Here is a 16,668-nt window from a genome sequence, read left to right as displayed (position 1 = left end):
CCGGTCACGTCGCGTGCCGCGACGCACCCAGGCTGCCTTACCTACACCCCTAAAAGCGCGATTAGTCACGCTCTCACATAAACGCGATCACCAAGGCAACGGGGTCGCGGGTAAGTCATCCTGGCCTTGGTACGGCTGCGCCGCACCCGACCAGGCTGCCTTACCCACACCCCTAAGTGCGCCTTGGGTCACGCTCTCACGACAAAGACACGTCCAGTGTGTGCTGACGTGTCTCGGGCGATTCCTTGCAGGGCAAGGCGCGGTTGCCGGACCGCGTTTTGTTGGGATACGATGCCTGAGTTTGCGCTCAGGGCTTGGCCGTTTTGGCCTCTTGGCAGGTTTGAGCCTGCTTTGAGGGTGGTACGCCAGTGTCTCGCCCTTGCCCGAGTCTTTCCAGGCCATCTTCGGGATGTACCCCTTAGCGTGTGTGAGGCCCAGGTTGCCCCGGCTGGCTGCCCCACCGTTGATGTCTGGGAAAACTTATGGAGTGCGCACCACCATACCCAGCCACATGATCGTGATCAAGATACCACGCTTTGCCGTTAATGTAAACCCTTTCTGGAATCTTTTTTTTACGGTTAGTCCAATTTAACGGCATCCCATAAATATTTTGATACTTAGGCGATCTGCCTACCTATACCAATCAACAGTTTTGTCCATAAAACCAGTTTTTGTCATGACCATCTATTTTTATATTTATATGATTGCTTAAATCGTCACCAGGCGTTCTACCAACAAAAAAAACGAGCCGTTTCCGGCTCGTTTCCAGTTAATCATTCACGACGGTAAAGCGTTGCCGAAGATGCGCCGGATGTTCCAGCTCAGCCAACAATGCCGCCGCCAAGTTGCCGGTGGTCACGATGGACTTGCCAGCTGGATCAGTCATCAAGTCGTCTTGCCCCAACCGATAGTTGCCGGCAGGGCCATCGACAAATTCGAACTGCGGCGAGATCGCTGTCCAGCGTACATTATCGACCCATTGCAAATACTGATATTCATAAGCTTGCTGTTTAGGCGTTTCGACCCAATCCGCACCGGCATTTTTGGCCAACACGCGATCGATCACCAAACTCCCATCCGCTTCACGCAAGGAGCTGGCGCCTAGGATGAAGGCAACGATCGTGTGTTCATCCCCGCGAAAAGTTGCGATCAAGCGGGTGGCCAGATCAAGGTGTTGATACGCCGCTTGCCGTGATGCAAAGGCATCGACTACGGCATCATAGCCTTTAAGCTCCTCAGGGGTCAAGGCCAAGGCATCTTTTTCCACGATCGCCACGCGTTGGCCAAATGCCGCTTCGGCTTTGGCCGCATTGCGCACCATGGCAGTAACCGTATGCTGATGGGCTAAGGCTAATTCGACAACGGCGCGGCCGGTTTTGCCGGTGGCGCCGATCACTGCAATTTTCATGTGTCCTCCTAGTTGGCCGCTGCGGTGATCGCTGCGGTGACCGCTGCTTGTTCTGCTTCGATTAAGTCGACGCGGCTGGTGATCACCTTAGTATCCATGGTGATCTCCCGCGTCAATCCTGGGGTGTTGAGCTTTGGCGTAAAGAAGGCCTTAAACTCAGCCAAGCGTTGCGGCGTGTGGAAAATGCCGGCGATCACGGTAATGTAGGTGGTAAATTCCATGTCCCCGCCGACAGTCGCTTCTAGCCACGGCCATTCTGCCCGCAGCCAATCCCATGCGGCTTGCTGGCCTGCTGGGTTGGCTAAAACACCACGGAACCAAGCCCGCAAGTCTTGCGGCTTGATCAGTTCGGCAACTTTGAACCCTTGGATCAACATCGTGATCTGTTCCGGCTGGCGCGTTCCGGTCAATGCAGCACACAAATCTTGCTTGTAGCCGGCATCACTAGTATCTTGATACGCTTGCAGCAATTGCTTGAACACCGCCATGGTATTGTGATGGCGGATCTCACTGGCTAACACCAAGCTGCGAATCGCCGCCGGCAGGTTTTCCCAGCGGTTGCGGTATTGGGCAAACAAGCGGTGCGCGTCGGCGATCGCCTGGGCATTTTGCGCATATAATGCGGCGTTGAGGACATATGGCCGCGACAGCGCATCATCATTGGCTTCATCCGCTTGCGGCTGCCAGCCTAAGCGGTGCAGGTTGCGATCACTCAACCGCGCATAAAAGGCTTGCAGCTGGGCTTCTTGAGGCGTTTGCGGCGTGACGAACTTCTTAAGGTCATTGGCCAAACGATACAAGGCGGCATTGACGATATTGCTAGTCGTCGCCGCAAAGCTGGTCAATAACGGCACGACATCGGCATACCGCACCCGCCGGCTTTCTGCTAGCAACCGCAAGTCTTGCAACAATTGCAGCTGATCGATGGCATTAAGCGAGTCGCGATGCGCCAAAATATCTTGCAACAAGGTGTCGTCATATTGCACTAACGCATGCGTTTGATTGCCCACATTCAAGCGCAATGGGGCTTTAGCTTGCTGACGCAATTGGGCATAATCACCCAGGTCGATGGTGGCTGTCGTCAACAATTGCGGGGCGTCAAAGTTTGCCTGTAACGGGATCTGCCACTGGCGCTTGGCATCTTGGCCGGATCCGAGGAAAAATTGGGCTTGTTGGACCTGCAAGTGCCCGTCAACGACTTTTGCCGTCAAGACGGGATAGCCTGGCTGCGTCAGCCAGCCGCGCATGATCGCGCCGACATCGATGCCCGCCGCTTGGCCTAATGCCGCCCAAAGGTCATCCCCGGTCGCATTGCCATATTGATGCGCGGCAAAATAGGCTTTCAACCCTTGACGCAAAGCGTCATCGCCGATCAAAGCACGCACCATCACTAACATCCGCGCCCCTTTGGCATAGACGATCGCCCCATCAAACAGCGAATCGATCTCGGCTGGATCTTCGACCGCGACATGCACCGCTTGTACCCCATCGATGGCGTCGCGCTGCAAGGCAGCAGCCGCTTCATCCGTTTGGAAGACTTCCCAAATGTGCCATTCTGGATGCAAGGCGTCGACGGCGACATATTCCATCATGTTGGCGAAGCTTTCGTTCAACCAGAGATCATCCCACCACTTCATCGTCACCAAGTCGCCGAACCACTGATGCGCCAATTCATGGGCGATCACCGTCGCCACACGCTGCTTGGTATCCAAGCTGGTATTGGCAGGATCGACGATCAAATAGGCTTCTCGATACGTCACCAAGCCCCAGTTTTCCATTGCCCCAGCCGAAAAATCAGGCAAGGCCAACTGCCAAGAATGCGGCAGCGGATAAGGCGTTTGATAGAAGTCTTCATAAAATTCGATCGACTGCTTAGCGATTTCTAAGGCAAAATCTAGGCTTTCTGGGCGATGCGCCTTAGTGGCAAAAACGCCGATCTGCACGCCGCTAGCCGTGGTCGTTTGCTTGGATTGCAACTCGCCAAAGGCAAACGCCACCAAGTACGTGGACATTTTGACCGTTTCTTGAAAATAGTGCACGCCAGCTGCTACATGGTCTTCTGGCATGTTGGCAATAATGGTTTCCCCAGGTTGTTCATCATACTTGATGGCCAAGCTGAACGTTGCTTTAGCTTCCGGTTCATCCACACACGGAAACGCCTGTCTGGCTGCAGTGGTTTCAAATTGGGTCCCGATCAATTCCTTGCGCTGGCCATCCACTTGATAATAAGACGGGTAGATCCCCATCATGCTATCGGTTAACGGCGCCGTATATTCGATTTGCAGCGTCACCTCCCCGGCTTTTGGCAAGGAGATGCGGATCGCTTCAGCTTGGTCATCAACGTCAAAAGCGACCGCTTGCCCAGCTGCGGTGACAGATGCGATGTGGAGGTACTTCTGGTGCACCGCGATCTGCGCTTGGCTGGCGTGCCCTTGGATCGTCGTCGTCCCCGCGATGGTTTTGGCACCGCGATCGATGTTCAAGGCTACCGTATAATGCGCCGGTTGGAAGGTTTGATAAAAATGGGTCAAATTAGCCATGATGTCACCTGCACTTTGTTTAGAATACAATTATTATACCGCCGACTGCTGGGAAAAACACCCGCGCGCCGATCGTGAAAAAAGACAATCCAAGTCCCAATTGGTAACGTTCACACCCGTCAGAACGGTTGACAGCGTTTCCAAAAGCGAGGACAATCAAGATACTGACTTGTGAATTTTGCGTTAAGCGTTTTTGCTGACCTTCGCAAGTTAGAGATGAAGAGGAGCGAGAGTTATGCCGAAAGTATTAGCAGTGAATGCAGGGAGTTCGACCTTAAAATGGAAGTTGTTTGATATGCCAGCCGAAGTCGAGCTGGCTGATGGGTTGATCGATCGCCTCGGACAACCTGAGTCGAATGTGAAGGTCAAATATGGGGATAAAGTTTATAAAGACAATCACCCAATCGAAAATTATCATGAAGCAGTGATTTCTGTCTCGACTCAACTCAAAGATCTGGGATTGATCGATCACCTTCATGAGATCTCTGGTATCGGCCATCGGATCGTTGCCGGCGGTGAGCACTTCAAAGAATCTGTCTTGATCACCGATGACGTGCTGACCCGCATCCAAGAGCTTGGTGCTTTTGCCCCGCTACATAATCCGGTTGAAGCCAAATACATCGATATTTTCCGCCGGATGATGCCATGGGCAGTGGAAGTGGCTGTTTTTGACACGGCCTTCCACCACACGATGCCGGCTGAAAACTACTTGTACAGCATCCCTTACGAATATTATCAAAAATTTGGCGCCCGCAAATACGGCGCTCATGGGACCTCAGTGCGCTATGTTTCCCAGCGGGCCGCAGAGTTCTTAGGGCAACCCGCGGCCCCGCTGCGCCAGATCGTGATGCATCTAGGCTCCGGCTCTAGTGTCACTGCCGTGCAAGATGGCGAATCAGTCGACACCTCCATGGGCTTTACGCCGCTTGCCGGGATCACGATGGGCACCCGCAGCGGCGACGTTGACCCTTCCTTGCTGGCGTATTTGATGGATTGCTTGGATATCACCGATGTCCACAAGATGATCGACATCTTGAACAATGAATCAGGGCTTTTGGGCTTGTCGCAACTGTCCAACGACCAGCGCGACTTGGAAAACGCCGAAGAAACCAATCCTCAAGCCAAACTTGCCTTGGATATTTATGCCAACCGCGTGGCCAAATATGTCGGCAGCTATGCCGCAGTGATGAACGGTGTCGACGTGTTGGTCTTCACCGGCGGCGTCGGCGAAAACGGCGCGGATATGCGAGCGCGCATCATGCAGCATCTCGAGTATCTCGGCGCCAAGATCGATCCCGAGAAAAACAACACCCGCGGCAAGGAAATCGACTTATCCACCGCTGATTCACAGGTCAAAACTTTGATCATCCCTACCAACGAAGAATTAATGATCGTCCGCGACGTTTATGCCCGTGAACACTAAGGCGATCAACTACAGCCCTGGCGTATGACCCCATCGGTCATGCACCAGGGCTGTTTGTGCGTTACCTGAGGTGTCAAGTCTGTGTATTCTTGTACAATCTAGGGTTTTCACGCGTTGACAGTGGCTGGCTGGCTTGGTAACGTAAATTTTGAGGTGATAGATTTGCACACGATCGCACTTTTTGGCGGCCAAGATCCGCAAGGCTTGACCGCTCAGCTCACCAAGAGCTTGCTTGCTGCTTGTGAAGGCACGACAGAATTCATTGATCTCAATTCCTTGACGATCCGCCCTGACCGCCAAAATGCAGCCAATCCCCAACTTGATGCTTTAGAAGCCAAGCTGGCAGCCGCAGATGTGTGGGTGCTGGCGAGTCCGACTTATTTCGGCACCGTTGCCGGCACGCTGAAGCAAGCCTTAGACTGCCTGCGGCCGCGGCTGACGCGCATGACGCACAAAGGCGACACGCTGCCGGATAAGTACAAAGGCAAAGTCTACATCACCGTCAGTTCCTGTTTTGCCACCGGATTAGACAACACCTTCACGCATCAAACCGACGCGTGCTTGACGATGCTGGACAAAGCGATGGCGGCTGCGGGCTTGCGCAAAGCCGGCGAGTTGATCTTGCCGGGGACTTGGGGGATGCACGCCTTGCCGCCAGCCAAGCTGGATCAAGCCAAGCAGCTTGCCGCCAAGCTCCCAGCTAAAGTGAGAAAGGACGATGAAACTTTGAAACGCTACCTGCTCTTATTTTGCATGATCGCCGTCATGGCCTTAGCCACCATGGGCATCCAATTGCTGATCCCGGCGGTGACCACAAATTTCTGGACGCGCTATGTCAGCTTCGTGGTGATCTTCTTCGTCTTGTTGGCGGGGCTTTTGCACTACGCCACCTTCGTGCGGCATAAGCACCGCTGATCGGCAATGTCGATACATAAAATAAGGTGCCGCCGTCAGCAGGAATTTCTGCTGGGGGCGGCACCTTTTTGGTTTTGGGCGGAGCGCGTTTGTTGATTTGGTAAACTGGCTTGGCTTTGAGGGGCTTCGTCGAGCTGCGGGGCGCAACGGCATGGCGCATAAGTCGTCTCGTGCACGCGATGGCGTTGCCATCACGTACTCAAGCCGCCTTATGCACATGCCTAAAAGCGCGCCACTTTGCTCTGGGGGTTTTCGTCGAGCTGCTCCCCGCATGGGTAAACGTTCTAACCGGTCTTTGCGGCGTGCGGCTGACGCCGCCCACCACCAAGCCCGGTTATCCCGTTACCCATAACCGCGGGGTTCCGCTCTGGGGGTCGTCGAGCTGCGGGGCGCAACGGCATGGCGCATAAGTCGTCTCGTGCACGCGATGGCGTTGCCATCACGTACTCAAGCCGCCTTATGCACATGCCTAAAAGCGCGCCACTCCGCTCTGGGGGTTTCGTCGAGCTGCGCTAGGACAACGCGAGCGCAAAATAAAACCACCGGCGCTGGGTTGCGTTGCAACCCAGCACCAGTGGCTATTATTTTGACTCGTTAAGTGCGTCCTTGCTCCGCTCTGGGGGTTTTCGTCGAGCTGCGCAAGCCAACGGGGTCGCGGATAAGGCATCCCGGTCACGCCGCGTACCGCGTCGCACCCAGGCTGTCTTACCCACACCCCTAAACCCGGCTTGCTTCGCTCTGGGTTTTTCGTCGAGCTGCGCAAGCCAACGGGGTCGCGGATAAGGCATCCCGGTCACGCCGCGTGCCGCGTCGCACCCAGGCTGTCTTACCCACACCCCTAAAACCGGCTTGCTCCGCTCTGGGTTTTTCGTCGAGCTGCGTGGCGCAACGCGCTAGGCCTAGCGGCACTGCCGTCATTGTGGCTACGCCACAACGCCGACAGTACACACTAGTCTACGCGCTAAGTGCGCGCCACTCCGCTCTGGGTTAGATGGCGACATTTCCTGAGAATTGACTGTTGTACAGATCAGCATAGAAGCCGTTTTTGGCCATCAAGTTATCGTGGTTGCCGGTTTCAATGATCGAACCGTGGTTCATCACGATGATGTTGTCGGCATCGCGGATGGTGCTTAAGCGGTGCGCGACCACGAAGCTGGTGCGGCCTTTGAGCAGGCGCGCCATGGCGTGTTGGATGTGCACTTCAGTCCGCGTATCAACTGAGCTGGTGGCTTCATCAAGGATCAAGATATCCGGATCGGCGACGAATGCGCGGGCGATGGTCAATAACTGCCGCTGCCCTTGCGAGATATTCGATGCCGATTCATCCAAGATCGTATTGTAGCCTTCAGGCAGCTGCCGCACGAAGTTATCCACATGGGCCGCTTTGCTGGCGGCCATGATCTGCTCGTCTGTGGCCTTTTCATTACCATATTTGAGGTTGTCCCAAATACTGCCGGTGAACAGCCAGGTATCTTGTAAGACCATAGCAAAATGGCTCCGCATAGCTTCCCGTGTCATGTCGCGGGTGTCTACGCCGTCTAAGCGGATCGAGCCGCCTTTGACATCATAGAAGCGCTCGAGCATGTTGATCACCGTGGTCTTGCCGGCCCCAGTTGGGCCCACGATGGCGATCATTTGCCCTGGTTTGACTTCCAAGTTGTAATCTTGCATCAAGAGTTCGCTGCCATCGTAGCCGAACTTCACATGATCCATGACCAGCTTGTTGGGATCGTTGGCCACAGCAGGGACACCGCTTGGCGTATCTTCCATGTCTTTTTCGTCTAAGACTTCAAAGACCCGTTCTGCAGAGGCAATGGTGTTTTGGATGGTGTTGGCTAAGTTGGCCAGCTGCGAGATCGGCTGGGAGAACTGCTGGGTGTATTGCAAGAAGGCTTGCACATCCCCTAAGGCCACCGTCCCATTGGCTACCCCGACTCCGCCGAAAATGGCGACGAAGACATAACCAATGTTGTTTAAGAAGATCATCAACGGCATGATGATGCCAGAAACGAACTGGGCCTTCCATGCGGCGCTGAAGAAGCGCTCGTTTTCAGCATTGAAAGCTTCCATGGCGATTTCTTCGCGGTTGAATGACTTCAATACCACTTGGCCGGCAAAGTTTTCTTCGACTTGGTTGTTCAACAACCCCAGCGCTTTTTGTTGCGCTGCGAAGAACTTCTGAGACTTTGGCGCCACGATCCCGACGATCACCAAAGATAACGGAATGGTGATCAGCGCGATCAAGGTCATTTTCCAAGAAATCGACAGCATCATCCACAAGGTCCCAACGAAAGTGAACAGCGACGTCACCATTTGGGTCAAGGATTGCTGCAGAGTCGAAGCGATATTATCCATATCGTTGATCGCCCGGCTCATGATGTCCCCGTTGCTGTGGGTGTCATAGTAGTTGATCGGCACTCGCTGCATCTTGTCTTTGAGTTCCTTGCGCAAATCATACACCGTGCGCTGGGCCACGCGCGTCATGATATATTGCTGCAAGAAGGAGAACAGCGCCGACGCCAAGTACATCAAGATCACGGTGATGATGATGCCTTCGATCTTGGAGAAATTGATCGGAAATTCCGTCAATTTGATGCCGGCTTTTTGTTCGGCGACGCCTTTCATGTACCCTTTGAAGATCTCGGTGGTGGCTTTACCTAAGATCTTAGGCGTTTGGATCTGGAAGATCGTGGAGATGATCGCAAACACTAACACGACCCCGATGCCGATCCAACGCGACTTCATGTACCCAAACAAGCGAGACGTCGTGCCCCAGAAATTCTTCGGCTTTTCGACTAAGCCCCCACGGCCGCCAGGACCATGGCCATGGCCTGGCCCCATTGCAGGGCGGCTAGTTGTTTTTTCGGCCATTAAGCTTCATCCCCCTCTCTGATTTGTGACTTGATGATTTCTTGATAGGTGGTGTTTGTTTCCTTCAATTCGGCATGGGTGCCGCGGCCGACCATTTTACCATCATCTAAGACCACGATGGTATCGGCATCAGCCACGGTGGACACCCGCTGACCAACGATGACGACCACTTTTTGAGAGATCTGTTCGTCGTCTTTCAACGCTTGGCGCAAATCGGCATCGGTCTTGAAGTCCAACGCCGAGAAGGAATCATCGAAGACATAGACACTGGCGTCTTTGACCAGCGCCCGCGCGATCGCTAAGCGCTGGCGTTGGCCGCCAGAGAAGTTGCCGCCGCCTTGTTCGACGTGATAGTCGAGTCCTTCTGGATTTTCGGCGATAAAATCACGCGATTGCGCAATGTCTAACGCATGCCAGATCTCTTCATCAGTGGCATTGGGATTGCCATATTGCATGTTTTCCCGCACAGTGCCTGAGAATAAGACCGCTTTTTGCGGCACAAAGGCGATGGTTTGGTGCAGCTGCTTCAAGTCAGCCTGATCGACCGGTGTCCCATTGACCCGCACTTGACCATTTTCGACATCATAAAAACGCGGGATCAAATTGATCATCGTGGTCTTGCCGCTCCCAGTGCCGCCAATGATCGCCAAGGTCTCCCCGGCATGGGCGGTGACATCGATATCTGTCAGTGCCGGCTCTTCAGCACCGTGATAGCGGAAGGTGACATGATCAAATTCCAAGCTAGGCGTCTTGCCGATCGGCTGCGGGTCGCTTGGCCCGATCACGGTGGTGGTTTGGTCTAACACTTCATTGATCCGCACGGCAGAAGCTTGCGCCCGCGGAATGAACATCAAGATCATTGCCAACATCATAAAGCTCATCAAGATCTGCATCGCGTAAGTCACAAACGCGATCATGTTCCCAGTTTCCAGGGATTGTTGCGCGATCAAATGACCGCCCCACCAAGTGATCCCGATGTTGGTTCCAGACATGATCAGCGTCATCACTGGCAGTGCCAAGGCCATGATCGTGTTGACTTTGATCGCATTGTTGGTGTAATCCAAGTTGGCATCGTCGAAGCGGTCTTGTTCGAACTTATCTTGCCGGAATGCGCGGATGACCCGCACCCCCGTCAGCCCTTCACGAAAGACCAAGTTGATCTTATCGGTTTTTTCCTGCATTTTGCGGAACAATGGCACCGCAAACTTCATTAAAATACCCACGAAGATCAACATGATCGGGATCACGATCACGAAGATCGTGGTCAAGGTATGATTTTTTTGATAAGCCAAGAAGCTGGCACCGATCAACATGATCGGGGCCATGATCATCATCCGCAAGATCATCATCCAAGCGTTTTGCAGCTGGGTGACATCGTTAGTAGTCCGGGTGATCAAGGAACTGGTGCCAATGGTATCCAGCTCGTCGTGAGAATAATTGAGCACTTTTGAATAGACATCATGGCGCACATTTTGGCCCAGTTTCTGCGAGGTCCGCGCCGCTAAAAAGACGTTGCCCACCGCGGCCAAGACACTTAAGATCGAAAACGCGACCATTAACATCCCGGTATGCCAGATGTAATCGATGTCGCCTGTGGCAACACCGTTGTTGACGATATCCGCCGTCAAGTTCGGCAGGTATAAGGAGCTGATGACCTGCACGACCATGAACAAGATCGCCCCTATAACAGCCCCAGCCGACATGCGGCCTTTGGCGAGTTTAATCATGTTGTTCCTCCTTCTTTACCGTCCCGTGTTGGAGCCATTCAAGTTCTTGTGCGAGGCGGCGCTTGAGTTCCGTGATCGGGATCTGTTCCCCTTGACTCAAGCGATTGTAGTAATATCCGAGTGTTTGCATGAATAACCCCATCACCATGCGGATCAACAGTTGCAGATCCTCATCAGATTGGAGCAGCAAGCGCGAACGGTCAACATGCGCGACCAAATACCCGACCAGCTCACCTTTGCCTTGTGGCGGTTTGGGCGGATGGACCGGACTCATTTTAGAAGCCGAATGAAAATCCATATACATGAAAACATTCCGATAAAATGGGGCATATGGGCCATCGACTAAGTCATTGATGACATGGTCGAACACTTCGGCGATCGCGGCATAAAAGTCCCCTGCTTGCGCGTCGATCGTGTCTTTCATCCATGTTTTCGTACTTTGACGCATGCGGTCTAACAGATAGAAAAAGACATCGCTTTTATCCTCGAAATATTGATAAAAGCTGCCGCGAGGGATACCAGCGTCTTTGATAATGTTTGAAATGCTGGCTTCTGCAAACGGGGCGCGGGTAAATTCCGCATAAGCGGCAGTAACTAACCGTTGGCGTTTTTCATCTGGTAACCGAAAAAAAGTCGGTTTAGGCATAAATGGCTCCTTCCTAGGGCAAAACAAAAGACGTTAGCCGCGGCTAACGCCTGAGTAGCCCGCGATATCATGACGCTTCGTCATGTGACAACTTGTCATTATACGCTGCTTACTATAAATTACAAGGGACTTTTAGCAGAATTTTTGGCGGCGGCCACCAACCGCGCAATCGCCGCATGCCGGGTGAGATTGACCGCCGTCACGGCCCAATTATCGCCAGTCACCTGCACCTGCGTGACACTGGTGTTTTTCAACAGCGTCGTCGGCAAGGCTTGCGGCGCCAAGGTGTGGATCGCCGCGCTTAACACCACGCCATGTGCGACCACCAGCACTTGCGCCCCTGCTGGCTGAGCTGCGGCGATGCGCTTTAAGCTGGCCATCACCCGCTGGTTTAATGCCGGCAGGCTTTCGGCTTGGCCAGTGGGGTCTAAGCGCTGGAAGTTGCGGATCAACTGGGCAAAGCGGTCGCCTTGCGTCCACGCCCGCGTCATCGTGATCAATCCATAGCGGGCCAGCGAATTGCGCACCAAAAGGCGATCGCGCTGCCCTTCTAAGCTGCCAAAGTAATATTCCCGCAAGCCGGTATCTTGCTGCAGCACCACTGTCGGGTGAGCACGCAAGATCGCTTGGGCCGTCGCGGATGCCCGCAGCCGGTCAGAGGAATACGCCGCCGTAAGCGGCAACTCTGCCAGCCACTGTCCCAATCGCGCCGCTTCTGCTTGGCCTTTGGCCGTAAGCGGGTCATCAGAGATGCCTTGCAACCGACTCGCCTTGTTCATCGCTGTTTCCCCATGGCGCACCAAATACAATGTGACTGTCACATTAACTTCCCCCTTCGCTTGCTGGAACCGCATACAGTGGATAAGTTTTGTCAGCTATTTATTTTCATGCTATCATATTCACGACATTCCCCATAGAGACTAAAGTCGGAGGCGTTATCGTGAAAATCGCGCAGATGTTGTTGACTTATTTACAGACCCACCCCACCGCGTATCATCGGATCCCGCGTGAAGCCCAGAACGTCGTCGCCTTCCGCCTACCAGATACGGTGATTTTTCCTTACCAACAGCAGCTTTTCCCCAATGACCGCCTCGAAGCCACGCGCGTCGATGACGACTTCATCCAACAAGAACCGGCGCTGATCGCTTGGCTAGCCAACTTGATCGACCCGGATGAACCGCCAGTGCCGCAAAGCCTTTGGCTGACCTTGAGCCATGTGACGCAAGCACACGCGAACTTCATCGAGGTCTCTTTTGAATAAGCCCTACTTCACCATGGCGATGCGCGCCATTCAAGCGGCGATCTTAGCGTTCTTCTTTTGGGTCGGCGAATACGCGATCGGCTGGGGATGGCTCATCTTCTTGATCATCCCGACAGTAGCTTACGCCTTGATCTGCTTGGTTTACGCCATTATCTTGTGGCGCAACGCCCGCTGACTACCCGCTATCTCAAGCATACCAGCACGCCTGGGTGCATCCAAGGAGTAACCATGAAAAAATCATCCGGTATCGGCTGCGCGGGCATCTTTGCCATCATGATCGTCGTCAGCCTCCTCGTCACCTACTGGTACGTGGCCTTAGCCCTCATCGTGCTGGCCGGTGCTTTCTGGTGGTATTGGCGCAAGCAAAAAACCGCCGAAGACGCTCAAAAAGCCGCAGCCGCTGAGCGCAAGACTCAAACCCAACGACAAATCGAGCAATTGCGTCAATTCAAGCAACTGCTCGACGAAGGCGCGATCACCCAAGCCGAATACGACCGGCAAAAGCGCAAGCTCTTAGACGATGATGGCCCAGACGACTTACAATTTTAACCTGCGACCGCTATTCCATGTTGGAACAGCGGTTTTTTTCATGCAGCAAAACCAATTGGCCATGCCACGCCGCCTTGCTTATGCGATAATCATTTTGAAAGGAAGTGTTTTGATGAGCGATGCATTTGACGAACTTTCACATTTTTTAGATGACGCAGACCATGTGAGCCATGAGTACCCTTTTACCGAATTATTCACGCCCGCATTCATGATGAAATATACGCATTCCGCCTCGATCCGCGCTTTTTTAAGTGACCTGGGTGTCACCGACGCCGCGACTTTTAAGGCGCTGCCGCAAGCCCAATTAGACGCTAAAGTCCAAAACGAGACTCGCTTTGCTGATTGGCAAGCCATGCTGCAACAAGCAGACGATGATCTGTTTTCCCGACGTACAGGACTGGGGCTATGACTGTAAATGAAGCGATCGGGTTGGTGTTATTGGTGCGGATCACACCTTGAGGGACCACTTTTTCGCTATCTCACTATTTATCGTGTCCGGTTGCAGCAGCCGGGTCGCAGCGATTACCCATGACAAGGAGGCAGCCTAATTGGTTAAAGTTGGTATCAGACGCCGCAGTTTCAAGAAATCTTTTTCCGCCAAAACCAAAGGACGGGCCACTCGCAGCATCAAGCGGGCACTGATCCCGGGTTATGGCAAACGCGGTGCCGGGTGGGCCCATCCTAAGCGCAAGCTATACAACAAAGTCTACAACAAGACGACGATCGACTTGCGCACCGTTGGTAAGTCCACTCAGCACCGTAAATCGACCACAGCCGCCAAAAGCGTTGCAACGGGCAAAAGCGGCAATCGCAACGGCTGCCTTTGGTCGTTCATCATTATCTTAGGCATTGGTTTGTTGATCACTTACTGGTACATCTTTTTAGCGGTCGCCGTAATCAGTGGCAGCATTTGGTATTACACCACTAAAAAGCGTCAACAAGCTGCCGCTCAGCAAGCCGAAGCAGCCCGTCTGCAAGCAGCCGAAACCAGCAAAGCTGATCAGATCCGCAGCTACAAAGAGTTGCTAGACGAAGGCGCGATCACTCAAGCAGAATTCGATCAGCAAAAGCGCCGCATCCTTGATGAGGATCATGACGATGACAAGCTGGAATTTTAATCGCACATCGAATCTAACTTAGACGATGGCAATGTGACAATAGATCCCGTCGTGGTTCGTGCATAAAATACACCAACCACTTAATATTGCACACTAGCAGCCCAGCCGTGAATCACTGAGTGGAGTTCAACGACTTAGAGGCAATCATTGCAATCAAAGCGCTTCCGCCAATGGGCTGCGGAAACCTTCACCGCATTTATCATCAACAACACGCAAAAGCCTTACCCCGATGAAGTGCTTCACGCTTATGAAGCAGGATCGCCGTTAAAACTGGAACATTTGGGGGAACAATGAGCAAACCACTTATCCTTGGCACAATATTTATGGCGGCACTATCGCTCACAGCATGTGGGTCAGCGACTGGTCAAACAAACGCGAGTCGCGCCAAAGCCAGATCCAGTAGCTTGGCAAAGAAGCAATCAGCATCAAGTTCCAAAGCAAAAGCATCAAAACTTGCTGCGAGTGCATCAAAAGCCAAAGCTGAAAAAGCGGCCAAAGCAAGCGCTAGTCGTCTCGCAGCGGCTCAAGCAAAAGCTGCCAGCGCATCCGCAACAAGTCAAGCTGCTTCAGCTTCTCGTACCTCATCTGCCGCAGCCAGCGCGGCAGCACATTCTGCAGCAGCCAGCAGTCAGCAAGCGGCCCAGGTTGCCCAATCAAGTGAAGCTTCCTCATCATCTATTTCGACTGATGAAAACACGCTAACTGGTTTCATTAACAAGTACGGCGTGTCTCCTGCAGTCTACAAGATGCAACACGGTATGAGTGAACGCGATGCCCTCGCAAACACACCAGACATTATGTGTTCTTCTGGTGAGATCCAATTGAAATACGCCTTGGGAATCACCAGCAACTGATTACTCTCCACTTCAAGGCAGAGTAATCAACGTGGTATTTAGCCACTAACCAACCACCGTTTGCAACTGCCGGCGAAAGGTTTGCGTCAAGTTTATATTCATGTTAAAAAGCTGTAACTGAAAAGTTATCATGGAATTTTTCATCGTGTTAAATAACTGACCATCTAGAAAATATCCTCCAGCAATCCTTTCTTACATTAGTCATTTGCTGCTTTGATCAAATTTATTGACTCTCTTGCCCCAATCGCCTAACGTACTTACTGAGGAAAGGACGGTTCGACCGTTCGCTACTTGATGGCTTTGCCTGATAGCAGTTACTGCTTCATTTAAGCCAACTTCGAAAGAGGTTGGCTCTTTATTTTGGCGTCTAGAATTTTTGGTGTTGTCACATAATTCCAAGCCGGAAGTTCCAAATATTGTTAATAACGGAACCCTTTCCTCAATAATATTTGAAGGAATCGATTTTTTCGCAAAACAAAAACCCCGAAATGCCTTCACAACGGCAATTCGGAGCTTTCTTTTCTTTTGATTTGTTCTATGTCTCACCCGTACGGGATTCGAACCCGTGTTTTCGCGCTGAGAACGCGACGTCTTAACCCCTTGACCAACGGGCAATATTCCTGTGTTCTGTTTATCAGAACAATAAATATTCTACAGGAATTGGCGATAATGTCAATATCATTCTGCCTTTTTCTTCACACCGAGATGGATCACACGAGAGAATCGCAGGTAGGCGATGAAGTGAAAAACCACACCGGCAACCAGCAAGATCCCCGCCAATGTGTTGGAGAAAAACGACGCGATGATCGATAAAATATAGATCCCCACACTGCGCGCAGGGTCCATCCGGATCCGATTATAATGCTGCTCGATGCCTTCCAAATTGCGCAATTCGACATGCCGCTCCAAGAAGCGATAAACCACCAAGAAACTGGCAGAGATCAACATGGCCACGATATCATAAATGATGAACGCGACTTGAATGTCTCGCGCATTGCCATTGGTCAGCGCCTCGATCAACAGCACCATCGCGTAGTTGACCAAGGTGACCGTGAACAACAAGCCCAGGTTCAAGATATTCAACATCCGGTTAGTCTTTTTCACATATTGAAAATAATCATGATGAAAAAGCCAGCTGGTCCCGACGTAAAAATACGACATCGCATACATGATAAACAGCGGCCCTTGCTTGCTGATCACGGTGGCGAGGCTGCCAGGGCGGATCGTTTCTGGCTTAAATTCTAAAATCAAGATCGTCAATAAGATGGCAAAAACCCCATCGCTTAAAGCATTGATCCGATCTTTAGGCATATACTCACCCCTCTTTTTCCGATTATCTACATTTTACTCAAAGGT

At 52.5% G+C, this 16,668-nt stretch carries 16 protein-coding genes and 1 tRNA gene; 9 read left to right on the top strand and 8 right to left on the bottom strand.

Annotated features, from left to right (window positions below; translation table 11 throughout):
* Positions 1 to 769: 769 nt before the first annotated feature.
* Positions 770 to 1,408: an NAD(P)H-binding protein gene (locus EKM91_RS11580; protein WP_125754079.1), complete on the bottom strand. Its 639-nt coding sequence runs from the start codon at positions 1,406 to 1,408 to the stop codon at positions 770 to 772.
* Between the two features lie 8 nt (positions 1,409 to 1,416).
* Positions 1,417 to 3,948: a M1 family metallopeptidase gene (locus EKM91_RS11575; RefSeq protein WP_125754078.1), complete on the bottom strand. Its 2,532-nt coding sequence runs from the start codon at positions 3,946 to 3,948 to the stop codon at positions 1,417 to 1,419.
* Between the two features lie 235 nt (positions 3,949 to 4,183).
* Here EKM91_RS11575 and EKM91_RS11570 point away from each other — a divergent pair, with 235 nt between their 5' ends.
* Both EKM91_RS11570 and EKM91_RS11565 read left to right on the top strand, forming a co-directional pair.
* Positions 4,184 to 5,371, top strand: coding sequence for an acetate/propionate family kinase (locus tag EKM91_RS11570; RefSeq protein WP_125754077.1), 1,188 nt, complete (start codon positions 4,184 to 4,186; stop codon positions 5,369 to 5,371).
* A 162-nt stretch (positions 5,372 to 5,533) separates the two neighbouring features.
* On the top strand, positions 5,534 to 6,286 hold the full coding sequence (locus tag EKM91_RS11565; protein WP_125754076.1) for a flavodoxin family protein: 753 nt from the start codon (positions 5,534 to 5,536) through the stop codon (positions 6,284 to 6,286).
* Positions 6,287 to 7,273: 987 nt separating this feature from the next.
* Here EKM91_RS11565 and EKM91_RS11560 read toward each other — a convergent pair.
* The 4 genes from EKM91_RS11560 to EKM91_RS11545 all read right to left on the bottom strand — a co-directional run bounded on the left by EKM91_RS11560 (position 7,274) and on the right by EKM91_RS11545 (position 12,351).
* Entirely contained in the window at positions 7,274 to 9,157 is a 1,884-nt protein-coding gene (locus tag EKM91_RS11560) for an ABC transporter ATP-binding protein (protein ID WP_125754075.1), read from the bottom strand.
* On the bottom strand, positions 9,157 to 10,884 hold the full coding sequence (locus tag EKM91_RS11555; protein ID WP_125754074.1) for an ABC transporter ATP-binding protein: 1,728 nt from the start codon (positions 10,882 to 10,884) through the stop codon (positions 9,157 to 9,159). The genes EKM91_RS11560 and EKM91_RS11555 overlap by 1 nt, the downstream gene beginning before the upstream one ends.
* The gene (locus EKM91_RS11550; RefSeq protein ID WP_125754073.1) at positions 10,877 to 11,530 is read right to left on the bottom strand and encodes a TetR/AcrR family transcriptional regulator; all 654 of its coding nucleotides are present in this window, start codon (positions 11,528 to 11,530) and stop codon (positions 10,877 to 10,879) included. Before EKM91_RS11550 ends, EKM91_RS11555 begins: the two co-directional genes overlap by 8 nt.
* Before the next feature lie 119 nt (positions 11,531 to 11,649).
* Positions 11,650 to 12,351 carry a histidine phosphatase family protein gene (locus EKM91_RS11545; RefSeq protein WP_164508565.1) on the bottom strand — a complete coding sequence of 234 codons (702 nt, stop codon included), beginning with the start codon at positions 12,349 to 12,351 and terminating at the stop codon, positions 11,650 to 11,652.
* Between the two features lie 119 nt (positions 12,352 to 12,470).
* On the opposite strand from EKM91_RS11545, the gene EKM91_RS11540 reads away from it, so the two are divergent.
* The 7 genes from EKM91_RS11540 (at position 12,471) to EKM91_RS11520 (ending at position 15,312) form a co-directional block, all read left to right on the top strand.
* The gene (locus tag EKM91_RS11540) at positions 12,471 to 12,791 is read left to right on the top strand and encodes a hypothetical protein (RefSeq protein WP_125754071.1); all 321 of its coding nucleotides are present in this window, start codon (positions 12,471 to 12,473) and stop codon (positions 12,789 to 12,791) included.
* Entirely contained in the window at positions 12,784 to 12,966 is a 183-nt protein-coding gene (locus EKM91_RS13950) for a hypothetical protein (RefSeq protein ID WP_164508564.1), read from the top strand. Before EKM91_RS11540 ends, EKM91_RS13950 begins: the two co-directional genes overlap by 8 nt.
* Before the next feature lie 53 nt (positions 12,967 to 13,019).
* Positions 13,020 to 13,340 carry an SHOCT domain-containing protein gene (locus EKM91_RS11535; RefSeq protein WP_164508563.1) on the top strand — a complete coding sequence of 107 codons (321 nt, stop codon included), beginning with the start codon at positions 13,020 to 13,022 and terminating at the stop codon, positions 13,338 to 13,340.
* 112 nt (positions 13,341 to 13,452) lie between these two features.
* Positions 13,453 to 13,749 carry a hypothetical protein gene (locus EKM91_RS11530; protein ID WP_125754069.1) on the top strand — a complete coding sequence of 99 codons (297 nt, stop codon included), beginning with the start codon at positions 13,453 to 13,455 and terminating at the stop codon, positions 13,747 to 13,749.
* 139 nt (positions 13,750 to 13,888) lie between these two features.
* The gene (locus EKM91_RS11525) at positions 13,889 to 14,458 is read left to right on the top strand and encodes an SHOCT domain-containing protein (protein WP_125754068.1); all 570 of its coding nucleotides are present in this window, start codon (positions 13,889 to 13,891) and stop codon (positions 14,456 to 14,458) included.
* A gap of 147 nt (positions 14,459 to 14,605) precedes the next feature.
* Complete coding sequence (locus EKM91_RS13945; protein WP_164508562.1) at positions 14,606 to 14,752, top strand: hypothetical protein; 147 nt, start codon at positions 14,606 to 14,608, stop codon at positions 14,750 to 14,752.
* Between the two features lie 110 nt (positions 14,753 to 14,862).
* Entirely contained in the window at positions 14,863 to 15,312 is a 450-nt protein-coding gene (locus tag EKM91_RS11520; protein ID WP_125754067.1) for a hypothetical protein, read from the top strand.
* Between the two features lie 542 nt (positions 15,313 to 15,854).
* On the opposite strand, the gene EKM91_RS11515 is transcribed toward EKM91_RS11520, so the two are convergent.
* Together EKM91_RS11515 and EKM91_RS11510 are read right to left on the bottom strand one after the other, a co-directional pair.
* A tRNA-Glu gene (locus tag EKM91_RS11515) sits at positions 15,855 to 15,926 on the bottom strand.
* Positions 15,927 to 15,990: 64 nt separating this feature from the next.
* Positions 15,991 to 16,623, bottom strand: a complete 633-nt coding sequence (locus EKM91_RS11510; RefSeq protein WP_125754066.1) for a TMEM175 family protein — start codon at positions 16,621 to 16,623, stop codon at positions 15,991 to 15,993.
* Between the last annotated feature and the right edge of the window lie 45 nt (positions 16,624 to 16,668).

Origin of the sequence: Lacticaseibacillus baoqingensis (genome assembly GCF_003946165.1) — a bacterium.
GTDB classification, from domain to species: domain Bacteria; phylum Bacillota; class Bacilli; order Lactobacillales; family Lactobacillaceae; genus Lacticaseibacillus; species Lacticaseibacillus baoqingensis.
This window is presented reverse-complemented; position numbering and strand designations above follow the sequence as displayed.